This is a genomic window from Rhizobium aureum (assembly GCF_030182495.1).
In the GTDB taxonomy this organism is placed as follows: Bacteria; Pseudomonadota; Alphaproteobacteria; order Rhizobiales; family Rhizobiaceae; genus Rhizobium; species Rhizobium tropici_C.
In genome coordinates this window covers 110479-128308 of the sequence record NZ_JAQJCI010000007.1, presented here as the reverse complement: position 1 = coordinate 128308, position 17830 = coordinate 110479, and the positions used below count along the sequence as shown (strand labels likewise).

Below are 17830 nucleotides of genomic sequence, written 5' to 3'. Positions count from 1 at the left end.
CAATCCGATGGCGACATGCCATACACCGGCAGTTTTGAAATGGGAGGAAATGACATCATGAGCACGCTGGAACTACCGAGCGAGGGCGGCTGCCGTTGCGGGCAGGTGCGGTTGAAGATCAGCGCCAAGCCGATGCTCACCATGGCCTGCCATTGCACAGGCTGCCAGCGCATGACCGGCGGTCCCTATTCGCTAAGCGCCGCCATCCCCACGCAGGGTTTCGATGTGACTGAGGGCGAGCCTGTCATCGGCGGCCTGCACGGCGATGTCATCCATCACTATTTCTGCCCGCATTGCATGAGCTGGATGTTCACGAAGCTCGAAGGCGTCGACTGGTTCGTCAATGTCCGCGCCACCATGCTCGACGACACCAGCTGGTTCACGCCCTTCGTGGAGACCTGGACGAGCGAAAAGCTGCCATGGGTGACGACGCCTGCCAAGCACAGCTATGCCGCGCTGCCGGCGATGGAGGAGTATGAGGGGCTGACGAAGGAGTATATGGGGCAGGGGTGAGGCTGGTCCTCACTCATCCCCCATCTTCAGGGCGGCAATGAACGCTTCCTGCGGGATTTCGACCTTGCCGAACTGCCGCATGCGCTTCTTGCCTTCCTTCTGCTTGTCGAGCAGCTTGCGCTTGCGGGTGGCGTCGCCGCCGTAGCACTTGGCGGTCACGTCCTTGCGCAGCGCCTTCACCGTTTCGCGGGCGATGATGCGTCCGCCAATGGCGGCCTGGATCGGAATCTGGAACATGTGCTGCGGGATCAGATCCTTCAGCTTCTCGCACATGACGCGGCCGCGCTTTTCGGCGGCGGAGCGGTGCACGAGCATGGAAAGCGCATCCACCGGCTCGGCATTGACGAGGATCGACATCTTGACGAGATCGCTCTCGCGATAGTCGGTCAGGCTGTAGTCGAAGGAGGCGTAGCCCTTGGAGATCGACTTCAGGCGGTCGTAGAAGTCGAAGACGACTTCGTTGAGCGGCAGGTCGTAGGTGATCATGGCGCGATTGCCGACGTAGGTCAGCTCGGTCTGGATGCCGCGGCGGTCCTGGCAAAGCTTCAGGATCGAGCCGAGATAATCGTCCGGCGTCAGGATCGTCGCCTTGATCCACGGCTCACGGAATTCGGAAATCTTGACGACGTCGGGCATGTCGGCCGGGTTGTGCAGCTCGATCTCGGTGCCGTCGGTCATGGTGAGCTGATAGACGACGGAAGGCGCCGTCGCGATCAGGTCGAGATTGAATTCGCGCTCCAGGCGCTCCTGGATGATTTCGAGATGCAGCAGGCCGAGGAAGCCGCAGCGGAAGCCGAAGCCGAGAGCGGCGGACGATTCCATCTCGAAGGAGAAGCTGGCGTCGTTGAGGCGCAGCTTGCCCATGGCCGAGCGCAGGTCCTCGAAATCGGCGGCATCGACCGGGAAGAGGCCGCAGAAGACGACGGGCTGCGCCGGCTTGAAGCCCGGAAGGGCCTCGGCGGTCGGGCGCTTGTCTTCGGTGATGGTATCGCCGACGCGGGTATCGGCCACTTCCTTGATCGAAGCGGTGATGAAGCCGATTTCGCCGGGCCCGAGGCTGTCGACGGCGACCATCTTCGGCGTGAGAACGCCGACGCGCTCGATCTGGTACTTCGCGTCCGTGCCCATCATGCGGATGGTCTGGCCCTTGGTCAGGGTGCCGTCGATGATGCGCACGAGAACCATGACGCCGAGATAGGTGTCGTACCAGCTGTCGACCAGCAGCGCCTTCAGCGGTGCCTTTTCGCCACCCGCGCTCTTCGGCGCCGGCAGCTTGTGCACGATGGCTTCCAGCACGTCGGGAATGCCGAGGCCGGTTTTGGCCGAAATCAGCACGGCATCGGAGGCGTCGATGCCGATCACTTCCTCGATCTGTTCCTTGATGCGGTCGGGTTCGGCGGCCGGCAGGTCGATCTTGTTGAGGACGGTAACGAGCTCGTGATTGTTGTCGATCGCCTGATAGACGTTGGCAAGCGTCTGCGCTTCCACACCCTGCGATGCGTCGACGACAAGCAGCGATCCCTCGCAAGCCGACAGCGAGCGCGAGACTTCATAGGCGAAGTCGACGTGTCCGGGCGTGTCGATCAGGTTGAGAATATAGGTCTCGCCGTTCTTGGCCTTGTAGTGCAGGCGCACGGTCTGGGCCTTGATGGTGATGCCGCGCTCGCGCTCGATCTCCATATTATCAAGCACCTGCTCCGACATCTCGCGTTCGGCGAGGCCGCCCGTCGTCTGGATCAGGCGATCGGCCAGCGTCGATTTGCCGTGGTCGATATGGGCCACGATCGAGAAGTTGCGGATATGCGAAAGCGGAGTGGTGGAATTGGTGCTCATGCGCGCCATATAGCAGCGCCGCCCCGCGCCGCAAAGCGGAAAAGCGGGGCTTTGGCGGCTATCTTCACGTTATGTTAGCCTTTTTCGGTTCGCCGTCGAGCAATGTCGAAGCATACTTGATTCCATCATGCGATCGTGTATTTCTCATATAGTAGAATCACGAAGCGTGAGACATGAGTCATGGCGGATGATGATCTGGAACTGGCGATCGGCGCGCGCATCAAGGAACTGCGCATCGCCCGCAGCCTGACGCTGGATGAGCTTGCCAATGCCTCGGCCGTCAGCCGCGCCATGATCTCGCGCATCGAGCGGGCGGAGGCGAGCCCGACGGCCTCGCTGCTGTCGCGGCTCTGCGCGGCGCTTGGCCTTTCGCTCTCGGCTTTCTTTGCCGAGGAGGACGAGGAGGTGTCGCCGCTTGCCCGCCATGCTCAGCAGGCGATCTGGCGCGATCCGGGGACCGGCTACGTCAGACGGGCCGTCTCGCCGCCGGGAACGGGTTCGAAGGTCGATGTCGTGGAGGTCATCTTCCCCGCCGGAGCGCGCGTCATCTTCCCGCCGAATACGGCAAGTGCCGGTATGACCCAGCATGTCTGGCTGTTCGAGGGCGAGATGGAGGTGACGCACCGCGACGTCGCCCATCGCCTGATGCCTGGCGATTGTCTCTTCATGGGCGTCGGCGATGGCCACGCTTTCCATAATCCTGGCGAGGTACCGGCGCGCTACAGCGTCATCCTCGACCGCGGCCGTTCATAAGCCCAAGGATCTTTTTCATGACCGATATTCGTCTTCTCTCCGCTGTTGAAGCTCGCATTGTTCTGCCGGATCTCTGCGATGTGCTTGCCGATTGCGTCAATGGCGGTGCATCCGTCGGCTTCATGCAGCCCTACGGAACGGCCGATGCCTTACCCTACTGGCAAGGTGTTGCCGATAGCGTCGAAAGCGGCGCGACGCTGCTTTTCGTCGCCCTGACCGAGGGCAGGGTCGTCGGCACGGTGCAGGTAGGTGCCGCGCAAATGCCGAACCAACCGCATCGCGGCGATCTGAAAAAGCTGCTGGTGCACAGCTCCGCGCGGGGCAGGGGTCTTGCCCGCCTCTTGATGGAGACGGCAGAGCGCGAAGCCGTCCGCATCGGCAAGACCCTGCTCGTGCTCGACACCGCGACCGGCAGCGATGCCGAGGCGATCTATCCGCGTCTCGGCTGGCAGCGCGTCGGCGTGGTGCCTGATTATGCGATGTGGCCCGAGGGCGGCCTTTGCGACACGACCATTTTCTATAAGCGCATTGCGGCCTGAGAAGGCTATTCAAGCTGAGAAGGCGGTAATGGCATCCTGCAAAGTCGATCCCGCTGTCCATTGCATCGCCTTCCAGCCGAAGTGCCGTGCGGCTTTGATATTGGCCTCCACATCATCGATGAAGCCGATCTCGCTTGCGGATATCCCGACACGTTCGGTTGCCAGCCGGAAGAATTCGGCTGCTGGCTTCTGATAGCCGAGGGCGGCGGAATAGAAGATGCCGTCGAAGCGGGAGGAGAGCCCGAGTTCGCCCATCAGATAGGCGGCGCGCATATGCTCCTGGTTGGTCGCGAGGAACATCCTTGTTCCCCCGGCCCGCAGTGCGGCCAAGTCTTCGAGCAGGTCGTGGTCCAGGCGGGAGTCATTCTCGAACCAGTAGTCGATCAGAGTTCGAGCGCTGAGATGGGGAGCGATCCTGCCGAGAACTTCTGCAAGCTTCGGCTCCAGCGCATCGCGGCCGGTGACGATATCGACGCAGCAGGTTTTGAAGAATGCCTGTTGCAGTACCTCGAGCCGCAAGCCTAGATCGCGCTCCAGATAGGTGAACAACGGCAATCCATCGCTCGGCCGGGCGTATACCAACACGCCGTCGACATCGACCATCAGGAGTTTCATGCTGCTGCCCTCAGTTCATCAAGCGCGCGTGGAAGGTGTCGTCGTTTGCGATTGCGTTCAAGACCGCATCCCGCTCTTTTTTCTCTACCGCGATGCATGTAAGCCTTTGCCCCACCAAGGTAACGGAGGAAGTGAACATGCGGGTCATCTATTCGGAGGATCATAAGCTCAGGGATGCAAAGACCGAGCTGCATGATGGCCAGCTCGTCACGCCCTTCGAAGCACCCTTCCGCGCCGAATGGATCCTCGCCGCCGTCAAGGAGGCCGGCTTCGCCGATGTCGTCGCGCCCGATGCCTATGGATTGGAAACGGCGCGCAAGGTCCATGATCCCGCTTATCTCGATTTCCTCGGCGTCGTCTGGGAACGCTGGGTCGCCGCCGGTTATAAGGGCGAGGCGATCGCCAATTCCTTTCCCGTCAGGCGCACCAGCCAGCGCGTGCCGGAAAATATTGTCGGCATGATCGGCCATTATGCCAATGCCGCCGATACCTCGATCACCAAGGGGTCCTATGAGGCGGTGCTTGCCTCGATGCGCTGCGCCCTGACCGGCGCCGATTGGCTGAATGCAAGCAATCGCTTCGCCTTCTCGCTCTGCCGCCCGCCCGGCCATCACGCCGGCTTCGATCTCTTCGGCGGCTATTGCTTTATCAACAATGCCGGCGTTGCCGCTCAGCGCCTGCGTGACCACGGTGCGGCCAAGGTGGCGGTGCTCGATGTCGATTTCCATCACGGCAACGGCACGCAGGACATGTTCTACCGGCGCGGCGATGTCTTCACGGCGTCGCTGCATGGTGATCCTATCCACGCCTTTCCCTATTTCCTCGGCCATGCCGACGAGGAAGGCGAGGACAATGGGTTGGGCGCCAACCGCAATTACCCCATGCCGCGCGGCACGCCCTGGGAGGCCTGGTCGGCGGCACTCGACGACGCGCTTTTCCGCATCAAGGTCTTCGGTGCGGAGGCGATCGTGCTCTCGCTCGGCGTCGACACCTTCGAGCGCGATCCAATCTCCTTCTTCAAGCTGACCTCGCAGGATTTCATTCGCATGGGCGAGCGCATCGCTGCCGCCGGCCTGCCTGTTCTTGTCTGCATGGAGGGCGGTTACGGCGTACCGGAAATCGGCCTGAATGTCGCCAATGTGCTGAAAGGCCTTGAAGCCTGAGCAGGTCTTGTATCAAGGCACCTGATCGCAGCATGAAAAGTTTGAATTTGCCACTGCATGGTCACGCCTCTAAAAACGCCGCCTAGTTGGGGGTGGTTATGGAACAGAAGCTTGTCGACAGCGGATCCGATGGCGGCGCGGCGCTGATGCCGGATTCGGATGCTGCGCCATCGACCGGCGGCATTGTCGCCGGCGTGCTGATGTGTGTGATGTCGATGTCGTCAATCCAGTTCGGCTCGGCCTTGTCGGCTCCGATCATCAACGCCTATGGGCCGGTGGGGGCCACATGGCTGCGGCTCGTCTTCGCCTCTATCGCGCTGGCGCTGATCGTTCGGCCTAAGATCATGAGCTACAGCCGCTCGCAATGGCTCGGCGTGCTGGCGCTTGGCTCCGTATCGGCGTTTATGACGGCTTCCTTTTTCTCGGCGATTGCACGCATTCCACTGGGTCTCGCCGTCGCCATCGAGTTTCTCGGGCCGCTGCTGGTCGCAACCCTCGGCTTCGGGCTCAGCCGTCAGCTTCTCTGGCCGATCTTAGCCGCCATCGGCGTTCTGCTCCTGGCCTATGATGGCCAGGCATGGGTTGGCAATCTCCCCGGCATCCTCTTCGCCATTGGCGCAGGTGCGGGCTGGGCCTGCTATATCCTTTTGACGAAGAAGGTCGGCAATGCCTTTCAAGGCCTCGAAGGCCTTTCCATGTCGCTGCTGGTTGCAGCCGTTGTTTCGACCCCCTTCGGCTATGCCTCCGCCGCTTCGCATTTGACAGGTTTCGGTCTCCTCGAAATAGCCGGGCTGGCGCTGCTCGTTCCGCTACTGCCCTATGTGCTGGAAATGGTGGCGCTGCGACGCATGCCGACCTCATCCTTCGGGATCCTCATGAGCCTCGAGCCCGCCATCGGTGCCGCTGCCGGCTTTGTCATCCTGGCGCAGCCGATGACGCCATCGCAGATGTTCGGCACGGCGCTCGTGGTATCTGCCAGCATCGGCGCAACGGTTTTTGCCACGAAAGGGTGATTGGCGGCGGGCTGGTTTGTCGGTCGATTGGTAGACTTCGCGTTTGCGGAGGCTAGCACCCCTCCCCACGAACTCAAATCTGGACGTTCATCACCCCTACCGTGCTGCATCTTCCAGTGCACACCTGGGATCGATCATATCCTCTGCGGACCCGCGGACCTTGTTTGCTCCCATTATTCTCGCCAGGATATAGAAGCCGTGCTGGCCGTCGGGCGATGTCGAGCCGAAGACGCCAACCACGACGTTTTCCATATTCGAGCGAGCACCATCCACACCGTCTGCGACAAGCTTCAACGGGTTCAAATCGGAGAGGTCATCGGCTGCATGGAATGTGGCCCACCAGCCGGCCTTCGTCCTCAAATTTGTAAACCGACTGCTTCCAATCTCTGTCGCATGGGTCTTCAGCAATGTGCGAAAGCGGGGCGTCTCGCATCCCATGTGGATATGAAGCCGATCCTGAGTGCGCCAATTGGCAGCATTTATCGCCAGCGCGAAATTCCGTGAGGAGTCCTTCCAGGCGCGCTGACCCAATCCGTCGGCTCGCTCTCTCCAGGCGGCATCGAAATAGTTCGGTGCGTCCGCTGCCAGAAGGCGGGGATCTTCGATGCCGGGCACATCGGCCAACGGCGCGAGAATGGTCCGCTCTTTGTCTGCCGGCTCGCGAAGAACGACATAGGAAGACAACGGGTCCTTGGCTTTAACTATCTTGAGGCACGGATACGGCGATCCGGTCAGGGCAGAATTGACCTCGCAGGCTCTAATCACCAGCCCCAGAGCGGAGCGGCTGGCGAATGAGCTCATGATGACGACGGCGATACCGAGAGAGATAGAGAGAGCGACAAGCCGGTGCTTCATGTGTGATTTCGATTTCCTTCTGGGGAGCCGATCATTCCCGAAAACCTGCCTCTCATGACGCTTTATCCCATTGGCACACTGATATTTCCAGAAGTCCTATCTGGCAAAACAGAAAATGTTGAACATGAAACACCGCGCATGGACCGTCTACGGCGCAAACTTGCCACAACGATGTCACCGTTCATCTGCCCGCGACGTACTTTAAACCGTCTTCCTTGCGGGATCGTCCAGTGCCGGATTGTAGAAGAGCGAGAGCGTCAGGCTCTTGGCGATGCGTTCGGCCGTCGCCATGAACCAGTCCCTTGCTTCCGCCGATGGTGCGATATCGGCAAGCGTCTGCGAGAACAGCGCCAGCCATTCCGGAAAAAGCTCGGCCGCCATGCCTTCGACGCCGAGATGCGCCTGTACCGGCTTGCCACCATAGGCGCCGTTCTTGAAGGCGATCGACGACCAGAAACGCTTCATCCTGTCCATATGATCGGGCCAGCGCCCGGCAAGCCGTCCGTCGAAGACCGGTCCGAGCTGTGAATGCGCCTGCACGCGGCCGTAGAATGTATCGACGAGCCTGTCGATGAATGCGGCATCGATGCCCATGCGAGCCATTTCCGCCTCGGCCTTTTCACGGATGCCCGCAAGATGGGCGGCGCGGCCCTGTAGTTCCTGTTCCATAATCGTCTCCGGGTGCGCCGGCGGGATATCGCGGCGGCCAGCGTTCGTTCCCTATGTATGCAATTCGCTGTTATAGCCAAGCCGTCATGCAAGCGTTGCGGCATTCTGTCAAAATCATCTCGCTTTTGACCGTAGACCTTCGCCGCAGCCGACGAATTCTCCGACACGATTTACACTCCTTACGGCGCATGCGCGCTTGACCGGCGCAATGCCACAATTTAGAATTAGAATAATTCTAAATTTAAGAGGTTACCCGATGCTTTTAGGCTTATTCCGCCCGTCGAAACGTTCCTTTACCTCCCTGTCCGAGCAGGAGATCCTCGCCATCGCCATCGCCGCCGAAGAGGACGATTCGCGCATCTATCTCGCCTATGCCGATATTCTGCGCCCCAATTTTCCCGAGTCGGCCAAGGTTTTCGAGGATATGGCCGAGGTCGAGGATACCCATCGCAAGACACTGATCGACATGCATCGCCAGCGTTTCGGCGAGCGTATTCCGCTCATCCGGCGCGAGCATGTTCGAGGATTTTACGAGCGCAAGCCGGACTGGCTGCGCAAGAACCTCTCGCTCGATGCCATGCGCGACGAGGCGGAAGCGATGGAGCAGCAGGCCTATCATTTCTATGTCGAGGCCGCCAAGCAGGTGTCCGATGCCTCGACACGCCAGCTCCTCGGCGATCTGGCGCTGGCCGAGCAGGGACATGAGGATGTTGCCCGTATGCTCGGCGACAAGCACACGCCGGAGACGGTCAAGCAGGAGGAGGATGCCCAGGCGCGTCGCCAGTTCGTGCTGACCTATGTGCAGCCTGGCCTTGCCGGCCTCATGGATGGTTCCGTCTCGACGCTCGCGCCGATCTTCGCCGCCGCCTTTGCCACGCAGCAGACATGGCAGACCTTTCTTGTCGGCCTGTCGGCGTCTGTCGGCGCTGGCATCTCCATGGGTTTCACCGAGGCGGCGCATGATGACGGCAAGATCTCCGGTCGCGGTTCGCCGATCAAGCGTGGCCTTGCCTGCGGCATCATGACCGCTATCGGCGGTCTCGGCCATGCGCTTCCCTATCTCATCCCGCACTTCTGGACCGCGACGATCACCGCCGCCGTCGTCGTCTTCTTCGAGCTGTGGGCCATCGCCTTCATCCAGAACAGATATATGGAGACTCCCTTCCTGCGCGCGGCCTTCCAGGTCGTCCTTGGCGGTTCGCTCGTGCTCGGCGCCGGCATTCTGATCGGAAATGGGTGAGACGCGTTCGGCAAGCTTATGTGCCCAAGCGAGGGTCGGCGGGTGAGATATGGGTGATCTTTCGTCTCCCTGGGCAGAGTGGAGATAGGCGATCTTCACGAAATGTTAAAATTCGGAACGCCTGCCGCCGCCATCGGTTAGCAACACGAGGCCGCTCTTGGCCTCGACAGCAAACCAAAGGAGATAATCCAATGGCAAACCAAGGTGGAACCCACGAACAGCATGTGAAGGCTGGCCAGCAGAGCCACAAGAACATGGAGAGCAACACCAGGAATGCTTCGTCCACCGGCTCGCGCGAGCAGCACTCTGGCGGCTCCCGCGGCGGCACTCACGAGCAACACGTCAAGGCAGGCCAGCAGAGCCATAAAAACAGCTGACGTTCGTGGTGACAGTTCATTCGCCCTTACCGTAGAGTAGGGAGCGTTTTTACCAATGATGAAAAGCGAAAGGCCGGTCCGATGGGCCGGCCTTGCTGCATGATGCAAATTGCTTTTGCGCTTACTTGACGGCGCCGACCAGAACGTCGTTGTCGTTCTCGATGGTAACCCAACGCCCGGCATTGAAGCTCGCTTGACGCTTCAGGTAGGAATAGGGGGTCTTGTTCCAGATCTTGATCTGGTCCTCGAGGTTGTCGAGGATGTAATCGCCCTGCTTGGTACGCAGCGTCAGCACCGCATGGCCCTCGCCATCCGGCTTGCGCACGACCGTCATCAGCAGGTCAGAGGCGGAAATGCCGCTCTGTATCAGGAGCTTGCGCTTCAGCAGGGCAAAATCCTCGCAATCGCCGGCGGTCTTCGGATATTCCCAATATTCTTCCTGGCCATAGACTTCCATATCCGTTGCCGGTTGGATGGTCTTGTTGACGCGCAGATTGATCTGGCTGACCAGCGCCCATGAGGCGGCATTCATGTCGAGGGGACCGGCATTGCGGGTCGGGCCGCATTCGTCGGCATGTCTCTGGCAGAAATCGTAGTGCCCGATCGGCTGGGAGGTCACGTTGCCAACCGTCATCGACGCACTCTGTTGAGGCGCCGGCACAGCCGACGACGACATCGCAACTATAGCAGCGAAGGCAATCAATACGCCCTTAATACGCACGCCCACTATCCTTGTATCGTCCCTGCATTTGTTAACAAATTGTTAATGTAGGGGGGCGTGGGAAGTCAATCGTTACTTAAGTGTTAACGCCGGAACCGGCTCACATGGTTAATTTCGGCACAATCCAAGGGATAGCTGCCATAATTCCATGCCTCTTATGATTATGGAAACGCACGTAGATATAACCCCGGCAGCGATGCCTGCTTGAACTATTTCGCGCGTATCTGCTTGTTTTTATGGCGTATTATGCAGAGCCAAGGTCTCGGCGACGGCGAGCATGCGCTCCAGATCCTGGGGGCGCGACAGGCGATGGTCGCCGTCGCGCACAAGCGTTAACACCACATCGTCTGCCGGCAGGTGCTCGACGAGCTTTAACGAATGCGCGAAGGGCACGTCGGCATCCTGCATGCCCTGCAATATGTGCACCGGGCAGCCGGTCTCGATGATGCCGGTCAGCACACGATTGGTGCGGCCGTCCTCGATAAGGGCGCGGGTGAAGATGTTCGGCTCGGGGCTGTAGTCCGAGGGTTCCTCGAAATAGCCGCGTTCCTCCAGCGAGCGCCGCTCCACCTCGGAAAGATTGGGTTCGATGAGATCGATGGTGAAGTCCGGTGCAGGCGCTATGAGCACCAGCCCGGCAACGGAGGGCGCCTTCCTGCGCTTGCGCAATTCCTGGATGACCCGCAGCGCGATCCAGCCGCCCATCGACGAGCCGACAAGAACGATCTTCTTCGGCTTCGTATGATCGATGACGGCAAGCGCTTCTTCCAGCCAGCGCGAAATCGTGCCGTCGGTGAATTTGCCGCCGGATTGGCCGTGGCCGGAATAGTCGAGGCGGATGCAGCCTATCCCCAGTCGCGCCGCCAGCGCATCCAGCTCCACCGCCTTGGTACCGCTCATGTCGGATCGATAGCCCGAGAGCCAGACGAAGCTGACGTTCCTGGCGCCCTTGCCGGCGGCGCGCTGGATGATGGCGATCTGGCGTTCGTTCTCGCCCGTGCCGACGGGAAGGAAGGTCGGTTGGATGGCTGTGGCTGTCTCGGACATGAAAAGCTCCTGGATTTTCTGCCCTATAGAACAGATTCGCGTCCGCGTGACCTGAAAAATCCTCGATCTTTTCGCTGGAGTTTCTATATAAAGGGGGAACGATACTGTGTCCTTGGCGCATCTGCGCCTGCGTGACACTCTGCTGACACGCAGGAGGTGCTTTTTTCCTGCTGTCATGCTATTGACTTCAACACAGCTTTTACGACATTTCCGTCAGTTGCGCCGGCGGGGAGCGAGAGGCTGCAGCTATCCGAAACAATTCGTGGAGAATACGACCATTCGCAGACCCTTCAAAACCGATGCGCCCGTAAAGGACGGGCCACGTTCCAACAGGGAAATTCGCATTCCCAAAGTTCAGCTCATTGCAGCTGACGGCCAGAATATGGGTATCGTCCCAACCGACCAGGCATTGAGAATGGCAGAGGAGGCCGGTCTCGATCTGGTAGAGATTTCCCCCAATGCCGAACCGCCTGTGTGCAAGATCCTCGATCTGGGCAAGCTGAAATATGCCAACCAGAAGAAGGCCGCCGAGGCGCGCAAGAAGCAGAAGATCGTCGAAGTCAAAGAAATCAAGATGCGTCCCAACATCGACACCCACGACTATGAGGTGAAGATGAAGGCGATCGGCCGTTTCTTCGAGGAAGGCGACAAGGTGAAGGTGACCTTGAAGTTCCGTGGGCGTGAAATGGCCCACCAGGAACTCGGTATGAAGCTTCTTCAGCAGGTCAAGGAAGATACGCTCGAGATCGCCAAGGTCGAAGCCGAGCCCAAGCTCGAAGGCCGCCAGATGATGATGGTGCTTGCGCCCAAGTGAGGCGCAGGTCGAAATAAGAGGTCGGAGCCGTCCCATTGGGCGGCTTTTTCCTTTTTGCGGGCCGCTCGCGCGTTGTCATCGATCTGCAAAGATTCCCGCGCCGGCCCCGTTGCACTTCAAGGCGAGTGCGGTTATAAGCGCGCGTCCGAACTGACCGGCAGGGCATGCCGTGGCAGTTCAGAATGCTGGCTGAGCGGTTCGTCACCGTTTCAGCCGTTCAACAACAAACGCTCCGGCACCTTGTTGCAGCCCGGCCTGTCCGGACCTGTGGGAAGGGCTTTTAAGCAAAGCGCGCCAGGAAGCATCGAAGGAGTAGCAAAATGCCCAAGATGAAGACGAAGTCCTCTGCCAAGAAGCGGTTCAAGATCACCGCATCCGGCAAGGTCAAGGCAGCCGCTGCTGGCAAGCGCCACGGCATGATCAAGCGTAGCAACAAGTTCATTCGCGATGCCCGCGGCACCATGGTTCTCGCAGAGCCGGATGGCCGTAAGGTTATCAAGAACTACTTGCCGAACGGTCTCTAAGACTATTCGTAACGCTATAGACTAAGGAGATCATGAAATGGCACGCGTAAAAAGAGGCGTTACCGCCCACGCCAAGCACAAGAAGGTTCTGAAGGCAGCCAAGGGCTTCTACGGCCGTCGCAAGAACACCATCCGTACAGCCAAGGCCGCCGTCGATCGTGCAAAGCAGTATGCTTATCGCGACCGCAAGGTTAATAAGCGCAATTTCCGCGCCCTCTGGATCCAGCGTATCAACGCTGCCGTCCGCGAGCATGGCCTGACTTACGGCCGCTTTATCGACGGTCTGAACAAGGCTGGTATCGAGGTCGACCGCAAGGTTCTCTCCGACATGGCGATCCATGAGTCGGAAGCTTTCGGCGCGCTCGTCGCTGCTTCGAAGAAGGCGCTTGAATACCTCAAGGAAGCCGGCACGAAGAACGAGTTCGAGGCTGCTGTCGGCTAAGGCTGCCTTCGAGACATTTTTGTGTCAAATTTGTGAAACCCGCGCTTGTGTAACCAGCGCGGGTTTTGTATTTTCTGAGATACAATCAATTTGCGATGATCACCTTGGGGCTTCCCGGTATCGGGGTAGGTGAAGTTGTTAGGCCAGACGACATTAGAGCAATTTCAGCAAAAGTGCGCAGCGATTTTCCGCCCGCAACTGCGTAAAAACAAGAGGATAGAGCGTCTTCGCGATTCACAGGAAAGCGGAAAGGCTCCAAATTCCATATCCAATCTCACCGGCAAGGATATCGAGACCTTACTGACGGCGCTGGTGAATGGATCGAGGCGCGTCGAACGCGTTTCTCTCTCGTCATGCGGAGTATGGATCAAGCGATACGGCACGGAAAGACCTTCGGTCTGGCGCCATTTGCAGACCATCCTTTCGCGCATCGTCCCAATCGCTTTCCTGCGTCCCTGCGCCTATCTGTCTCCGTGGCAAATGGCGGAGCGGGAAACGGGCCGCATCGTCCTGTTCAAGGAGCGGGGTATTCCCGTTCCCGACCTTCTCTATGTCTCGAATGGCGCGATCATGCTTGCCGACGCGGGCATGACGGTGCAACAGCGCCTGCGGCAATTGCGGGATAGCGATCCCGTCGCCCATGATGATCTCATGGTCGTCTGCGCCGCTGAACTCGGCCGGCTGCACGCTAAAGGCCTTTGCCATGGCCGGCCCTATCCGCGTGATATGTTCTTTGTCGGCAACCGGCTTGGCTTCATGGATTTCGAGGAAGACCCGCAGACCGTCATGCCGCTTGAGGTGGCGCAGGCCCGCGACGTCTGGCTGCTCTTCCTGCAGATCGCCACCGGCGCCCGCCTTGGCCTGCAAACGCAGAACAGGGCTTATGAAGCCTGGCTCGAGCACGCGCCGGCGGCCGCGCGTGCCGAGCTTCAGCGCATGATTCGCTTTCTTGGCGGTTTTTTGTTCCTTGCCCGGTTGATTGGCCGCGTGCACATGGGTAGTGATCTCCAGCGCTTCATCGTTGCCACAAGCTTTCTGATGCATGCGTTTACCAATTATTCCGTGGACTGAGTGCCCGATGGCCGTGGTCCGCAAGGCAGGACCAGATGACGGAACTCGTAACGCTTGAAACCCAACTCATGGCCGAAGTGGCGGCTGCGACCGACGAGCAGTCGATCGAAGCCGTCAGGGTCGCCGCGCTCGGCAAGAAGGGCTCGGTTTCGGAACTGCTGAAGACGCTGGGTTCGATGTCGCCGGAAGAACGCCAGACACGCGGCGCGGCGATCAATGCGTTGAAGAACGCCGTCACCGATGCCATCAATGCCCGTAAAAGCGAGCTGCGCGATGCCGCGATTGAGGCGAAGCTCAAGGCCGAGACCGTCGATGTCAGCCTGCCGGTCCGCTCCTCGCCGGCCGAGCGCGGCCGCATCCATCCGATCAGCCAGATCGTCGACGAGATCACCGCCATCTTCGGCGACATGGGCTTTTCGATTGCCGAAGGTCCCGATGTCGAGACCGACTACTATAACTTCACGGCGTTGAACTTCCCGGAAGGGCACCCGGCACGCGAAATGCACGACACCTTCTTCTTCCAGCCGGATGAAAAGGGTGAGCGCAAGGTGCTGCGCACGCACACCTCGCCGGTGCAGGTACGCACCATGGAAGCGCAAAAGCCGCCGATCCGCATCATCATCCCCGGCAAGACCTACCGCCAGGATAGCGACGCCACGCATTCGCCGATGTTCCATCAGGTCGAAGGTCTCGTCATCGACAAGACGGCGAATGTCGCCAATATCCGCTGGGTGCTGGAAGAATTCTGCAAGACCTTCTTCGAGGTCGACAATGTGACGATGCGCTTCCGTCCGTCCTTCTTCCCCTTCACGGAGCCGTCTTTCGAGGTCGATATCCAATGTGACCGCTCCGGCCCGATCGTCAAGTTCGGCGAAGGCACGGACTGGATGGAAATCCTCGGCTGCGGCATGGTGCATCCGAACGTGCTGCGTTATGGCGGTCTCGATCCGGACGAATATCAGGGCTTTGCCTGGGGCATGGGCCTCGACCGCATCGCCATGCTGAAATACGGCATGCCCGACCTGCGCGACTTCTTCAACGCCGATGTCCGCTGGATGAACCACTACGGCTTCCGCCCGCTCGACATGCCGACCTTGTTCGGCGGTCTGAGCGCGTAAGGAAGGGATAAAGCACATGAAATTCACACTCTCCTGGCTGAAAGAGCATCTGGAAACCGACGCCTCGCTCGACGAGATCTGCGCCCGCCTGACGATGATCGGGCTGGAAGTGGAAGAGGTCGACGACAAGGCTGCGTTCAAGCCCTTCGTCATCGCCAAGGTTCTCTCGGCCGAAAAGCATCCCCAGGCCGATCGCCTCAAGGTGCTGATGGTCGATACCGGCAGCGGCGCGCCCGTTCAGGTCGTCTGCGGCGCCCCCAATGCGCGCGCTGGCCTCGTCGGCGCCTTCGCCGCCCCCGGCACCTATGTTCCCGGCATCGATGTGACGCTTGCGATCGGCAACATCCGCGGCGTCGAGAGCCGCGGCATGATGTGCTCGGAAAAGGAGCTCGAAATCTCCGACAGCCATGACGGCATCATCGACCTTCCGGAAGATGCGCCAGTCGGCACGAGCTTCGCCGCCTATGCCGGCCTCGACGATCCGGTCATCGAGATCAATCTGACGCCGAACCGCCCGGATTGCACTGGCGTCTATGGCATCGCCCGCGATCTCGCCGCCTCCGGCCTCGGCACGCTGAAGCCGCGCCTCACGCCAACTTTCCCTGTCCAGGGCGAAACGCCGACCGAACTCAAGATCGTGCTGGACGATGCGCGCCTGTGCCCCGGTTTTGCGCTTCGTCTCGTGCGCGGGGTCAAGAACGGCCCGAGCCCGAAGTGGATGCAGCAGCGCCTGCTCGCGATCGGCCTCCGTCCAATCAGCGCGCTGGTCGACATCACCAACTACATGACCTTCGATCAGGGCCGGCCGATGCACGTCTTCGATGCCGCCAAGGTCAAGGGCAATCTGGTCGTGCGCCGCGCCAGGGACGGCGAAACCGTGCTGGCGCTCGATGAGCGCGAATACAAGCTCAATTCAAGCAATGTCGTCATCGCCGATGACAATGGCGTCGAGTCGATCGGCGGCATCATGGGCGGCGAGCATTCCGGCTGTGACGAGAACACCACGGACGTGCTGATCGAATCCGCACTCTGGGACCCGATGAACATCGCCAAGACCGGCCGCAGCCTCGGCATCATCACCGATGCGCGCTATCGTTTCGAGCGCGGCGTCGATCCGGAATATATGGTGCCTGGCCTTGAGCGCACGACGGAACTGGTGCTTGCCTGCTGTGGTGGCACGGCCGCTAAGGCCCGCGTCGAAGGCTACAAGGGCTATGAGGCCAAGGTCATCGATTTCCCGCTGTCGGAAGTCAAGCGCCTGACCGGCCTCGACGTTTCGGCCGATGAGAGCAAGTCGATCCTGACGAAGCTCGGCTTCTCGGTCTCGGGTTCCGGTGAGCGCATTTCCGTTGCCGTGCCCTCCTGGCGTCCGGATGTCGATGGCAAGGCCGACCTCGTCGAAGAGATCATGCGCATCCACGGCGTCGACAATATCAAGCCGCAGCCGTTGGCAAGCCACACCGCTGTGAATGGCAAGATCCTGACGACGCTGCAGATTCGCACGCGCACCGCCAAGCGGGCGCTCGCTGCGCGCGGCATGCTGGAAGCGGTCACCTGGTCCTTCATCTCGGAAGATCAGGCCAAGCTCTTCGGCGGCGGCTCCAACGCGCTGAAGCTTGCGAACCCGATCGCCGCTGATATGTCCGACATGCGTCCCTCGCTGCTGCCGGGTCTGCTGTCGGCGGCGCAGCGCAATGCCGACAAGGGCTATGGCGACGTCGCGATCTTCGAAGTCTCCGGCACCTATGAAAACGATACGCCTGAGGGCCAGCGGCGCGTTACCGGCGGCATCCGCCGCGGCACGGCAACGCTTGCCGGCGCCGGCCGCATGTGGTCGAACGCCACCAAGGGCGGCGGCAAGCCGGTCGATGTCTTTGACGCCAAGGCCGATGCTCTCGCCGTCCTCGAGGCCTGCGGTCTGCCGATGGGCAATATCCAGATCGAGCAGGGCGGCCCGGCCTGGTACCACCCCGGCCGCTCCGGCACCATCAAGATGGGTCCGAAGGTCGTGCTCGGCTATTTCGGCGAATTCCATCCGAAGACGCTGGAATCGCTCGACGTGTCGGGCGCTCTCGCCGGCTTCGAAGTCTATATCGATGCCATGCCCGAACCGAAGAAGAAGGCGACCCGCACCAAGCCGGCGCTGGAGCTTTCCCCCTTCCAGGCGGTCAAGCGCGACTTCGCCTTTGTGGTCGACAAGTCGGTGGAAGCCGGAGCGATCATCCGCGCTGCCGCCGGTGCCGACCGCAAGCTGGTCACCGGCGTCAATGTCTTCGACATCTTCGAGGGCGCATCGCTCGGCGAAGGCAAGAAGTCCATCGCCATCGAAGTGCAGATCCAGCCGGCCGAGCGTACGCTGACCGACGAGGATTTCGAGGCTTTGACCCAGAAGATCGTGTCGAACGTCACGAAGTCGACGGGTGGGGTGCTGAGAGGGTAATCGCCGGCTTTCGAGTTCGCGGAGGGTGCGGCCACCCCCCCTCTGTCCCTGTCGGGACATCTCCCCCACAAGGGGGGAGATTG

Annotated in this window: 19 protein-coding genes; 13 read left to right on the top strand and 6 right to left on the bottom strand. The window is 60.4% G+C overall.

Annotated elements, in window-relative coordinates:
- The first annotated feature begins 57 nt into the window (after nucleotides 1-57).
- Nucleotides 58-513: a GFA family protein gene (locus PH552_RS18410; RefSeq protein ID WP_183762243.1), complete on the top strand. Its 456-nt coding sequence runs from the start codon at nucleotides 58-60 to the stop codon at nucleotides 511-513.
- Nucleotides 514-522: 9 nt separating this feature from the next.
- Here the strand turns inward: PH552_RS18410 and lepA are convergent, their stop codons facing one another.
- Nucleotides 523-2355: a translation elongation factor 4 gene (lepA, locus tag PH552_RS18405; protein ID WP_112343525.1), complete on the bottom strand. Its 1833-nt coding sequence runs from the start codon at nucleotides 2353-2355 to the stop codon at nucleotides 523-525.
- A 171-nt stretch (nucleotides 2356-2526) separates the two neighbouring features.
- Here lepA and PH552_RS18400 point away from each other — a divergent pair, with 171 nt between their 5' ends.
- Together PH552_RS18400 and PH552_RS18395 are read left to right on the top strand one after the other, a co-directional pair.
- Nucleotides 2527-3099 (top strand): helix-turn-helix domain-containing protein, encoded by a 573-nt coding sequence (locus PH552_RS18400; protein WP_112343526.1) that lies wholly within the window; start codon nucleotides 2527-2529, stop codon nucleotides 3097-3099.
- A 17-nt stretch (nucleotides 3100-3116) separates the two neighbouring features.
- Complete coding sequence (locus PH552_RS18395) at nucleotides 3117-3638, top strand: GNAT family N-acetyltransferase (RefSeq protein WP_112343527.1); 522 nt, start codon at nucleotides 3117-3119, stop codon at nucleotides 3636-3638.
- 9 nt (nucleotides 3639-3647) lie between these two features.
- On the opposite strand, the gene PH552_RS18390 is transcribed toward PH552_RS18395, so the two are convergent.
- The gene (locus tag PH552_RS18390) at nucleotides 3648-4253 is read right to left on the bottom strand and encodes an HAD-IA family hydrolase (protein ID WP_183762245.1); all 606 of its coding nucleotides are present in this window, start codon (nucleotides 4251-4253) and stop codon (nucleotides 3648-3650) included.
- A gap of 137 nt (nucleotides 4254-4390) precedes the next feature.
- Here PH552_RS18390 and PH552_RS18385 point away from each other — a divergent pair, with 137 nt between their 5' ends.
- Together PH552_RS18385 and PH552_RS18380 are read left to right on the top strand one after the other, a co-directional pair.
- Complete coding sequence (locus PH552_RS18385; protein ID WP_183762248.1) at nucleotides 4391-5416, top strand: histone deacetylase family protein; 1026 nt, start codon at nucleotides 4391-4393, stop codon at nucleotides 5414-5416.
- A 98-nt stretch (nucleotides 5417-5514) separates the two neighbouring features.
- On the top strand, nucleotides 5515-6429 hold the full coding sequence (locus tag PH552_RS18380) for an EamA family transporter (protein ID WP_183762251.1): 915 nt from the start codon (nucleotides 5515-5517) through the stop codon (nucleotides 6427-6429).
- Nucleotides 6430-6525: 96 nt separating this feature from the next.
- Here the strand turns inward: PH552_RS18380 and PH552_RS18375 are convergent, their stop codons facing one another.
- Both PH552_RS18375 and PH552_RS18370 read right to left on the bottom strand, forming a co-directional pair.
- Entirely contained in the window at nucleotides 6526-7284 is a 759-nt protein-coding gene (locus PH552_RS18375) for a CDP-diacylglycerol diphosphatase (RefSeq protein ID WP_112343531.1), read from the bottom strand.
- Nucleotides 7285-7485: 201 nt separating this feature from the next.
- A complete protein-coding gene (locus tag PH552_RS18370) occupies nucleotides 7486-7953 on the bottom strand; it encodes a group III truncated hemoglobin (RefSeq protein ID WP_112343532.1) in 468 nt (155 codons plus the stop codon).
- Nucleotides 7954-8209: 256 nt separating this feature from the next.
- On the opposite strand from PH552_RS18370, the gene mbfA reads away from it, so the two are divergent.
- A complete protein-coding gene (gene mbfA, locus PH552_RS18365; protein ID WP_112343533.1) occupies nucleotides 8210-9193 on the top strand; it encodes an iron exporter MbfA in 984 nt (327 codons plus the stop codon).
- A gap of 191 nt (nucleotides 9194-9384) precedes the next feature.
- Entirely contained in the window at nucleotides 9385-9570 is a 186-nt protein-coding gene (locus PH552_RS18360; protein ID WP_112343534.1) for a hypothetical protein, read from the top strand.
- Nucleotides 9571-9691: 121 nt separating this feature from the next.
- Here the strand turns inward: PH552_RS18360 and PH552_RS18355 are convergent, their stop codons facing one another.
- Both PH552_RS18355 and PH552_RS18350 read right to left on the bottom strand, forming a co-directional pair.
- Entirely contained in the window at nucleotides 9692-10291 is a 600-nt protein-coding gene (locus PH552_RS18355; protein WP_112343535.1) for a transglutaminase-like cysteine peptidase, read from the bottom strand.
- A gap of 234 nt (nucleotides 10292-10525) precedes the next feature.
- Nucleotides 10526-11338: an alpha/beta hydrolase gene (locus tag PH552_RS18350; RefSeq protein ID WP_113251299.1), complete on the bottom strand. Its 813-nt coding sequence runs from the start codon at nucleotides 11336-11338 to the stop codon at nucleotides 10526-10528.
- A 277-nt stretch (nucleotides 11339-11615) separates the two neighbouring features.
- Between PH552_RS18350 and infC the strand changes: the two genes are divergently transcribed.
- The 6 genes from infC to pheT all read left to right on the top strand — a co-directional run bounded on the left by infC (nucleotide 11616) and on the right by pheT (nucleotide 17747).
- The gene (infC, locus tag PH552_RS18345; protein ID WP_037149235.1) at nucleotides 11616-12152 is read left to right on the top strand and encodes a translation initiation factor IF-3; all 537 of its coding nucleotides are present in this window, start codon (nucleotides 11616-11618) and stop codon (nucleotides 12150-12152) included.
- Between the two features lie 320 nt (nucleotides 12153-12472).
- Nucleotides 12473-12676 (top strand): 50S ribosomal protein L35, encoded by a 204-nt coding sequence (gene rpmI, locus PH552_RS18340; protein ID WP_012759782.1) that lies wholly within the window; start codon nucleotides 12473-12475, stop codon nucleotides 12674-12676.
- A gap of 37 nt (nucleotides 12677-12713) precedes the next feature.
- Nucleotides 12714-13118 (top strand): 50S ribosomal protein L20, encoded by a 405-nt coding sequence (gene rplT, locus PH552_RS18335; RefSeq protein ID WP_112343537.1) that lies wholly within the window; start codon nucleotides 12714-12716, stop codon nucleotides 13116-13118.
- A 408-nt stretch (nucleotides 13119-13526) separates the two neighbouring features.
- Nucleotides 13527-14189, top strand: a complete 663-nt coding sequence (locus PH552_RS18330) for a BUD32 family EKC/KEOPS complex subunit (RefSeq protein WP_113251300.1) — start codon at nucleotides 13527-13529, stop codon at nucleotides 14187-14189.
- 35 nt (nucleotides 14190-14224) lie between these two features.
- Nucleotides 14225-15307 (top strand): phenylalanine--tRNA ligase subunit alpha, encoded by a 1083-nt coding sequence (gene pheS, locus PH552_RS18325; protein ID WP_113251301.1) that lies wholly within the window; start codon nucleotides 14225-14227, stop codon nucleotides 15305-15307.
- 16 nt (nucleotides 15308-15323) lie between these two features.
- Complete coding sequence (gene pheT / locus PH552_RS18320) at nucleotides 15324-17747, top strand: phenylalanine--tRNA ligase subunit beta (RefSeq protein WP_183762253.1); 2424 nt, start codon at nucleotides 15324-15326, stop codon at nucleotides 17745-17747.
- Nucleotides 17748-17830: the final 83 nt, after the last annotated feature.

What these genes read in the sequence shown, in the direction of transcription:
- PH552_RS18410 (WP_183762243.1), top strand. Translation starts at nt 58, where the DNA reads ATGAGCACGCTGGAACTACCGAGCGAGGGCGGCTGCCGTTGCGGGCAG.
- lepA (WP_112343525.1), bottom strand. Translation starts at nt 2,355, where the DNA reads ATGGCGCGCATGAGCACCAATTCCACCACTCCGCTTTCGCATATCCGC.
- PH552_RS18400 (WP_112343526.1), top strand. Translation starts at nt 2,527, where the DNA reads ATGGCGGATGATGATCTGGAACTGGCGATCGGCGCGCGCATCAAGGAA.
- PH552_RS18395 (WP_112343527.1), top strand. Translation starts at nt 3,117, where the DNA reads ATGACCGATATTCGTCTTCTCTCCGCTGTTGAAGCTCGCATTGTTCTG.
- PH552_RS18390 (WP_183762245.1), bottom strand. Translation starts at nt 4,253, where the DNA reads ATGAAACTCCTGATGGTCGATGTCGACGGCGTGTTGGTATACGCCCGG.
- PH552_RS18385 (WP_183762248.1), top strand. Translation starts at nt 4,391, where the DNA reads ATGCGGGTCATCTATTCGGAGGATCATAAGCTCAGGGATGCAAAGACC.
- PH552_RS18380 (WP_183762251.1), top strand. Translation starts at nt 5,515, where the DNA reads ATGGAACAGAAGCTTGTCGACAGCGGATCCGATGGCGGCGCGGCGCTG.
- PH552_RS18375 (WP_112343531.1), bottom strand. Translation starts at nt 7,284, where the DNA reads ATGAAGCACCGGCTTGTCGCTCTCTCTATCTCTCTCGGTATCGCCGTC.
- PH552_RS18370 (WP_112343532.1), bottom strand. Translation starts at nt 7,953, where the DNA reads ATGGAACAGGAACTACAGGGCCGCGCCGCCCATCTTGCGGGCATCCGT.
- mbfA (WP_112343533.1), top strand. Translation starts at nt 8,210, where the DNA reads ATGCTTTTAGGCTTATTCCGCCCGTCGAAACGTTCCTTTACCTCCCTG.
- PH552_RS18360 (WP_112343534.1), top strand. Translation starts at nt 9,385, where the DNA reads ATGGCAAACCAAGGTGGAACCCACGAACAGCATGTGAAGGCTGGCCAG.
- PH552_RS18350 (WP_113251299.1), bottom strand. Translation starts at nt 11,338, where the DNA reads ATGTCCGAGACAGCCACAGCCATCCAACCGACCTTCCTTCCCGTCGGC.
- rpmI (WP_012759782.1), top strand. Translation starts at nt 12,473, where the DNA reads ATGCCCAAGATGAAGACGAAGTCCTCTGCCAAGAAGCGGTTCAAGATC.
- rplT (WP_112343537.1), top strand. Translation starts at nt 12,714, where the DNA reads ATGGCACGCGTAAAAAGAGGCGTTACCGCCCACGCCAAGCACAAGAAG.
- pheS (WP_113251301.1), top strand. Translation starts at nt 14,225, where the DNA reads ATGACGGAACTCGTAACGCTTGAAACCCAACTCATGGCCGAAGTGGCG.
- pheT (WP_183762253.1), top strand. Translation starts at nt 15,324, where the DNA reads ATGAAATTCACACTCTCCTGGCTGAAAGAGCATCTGGAAACCGACGCC.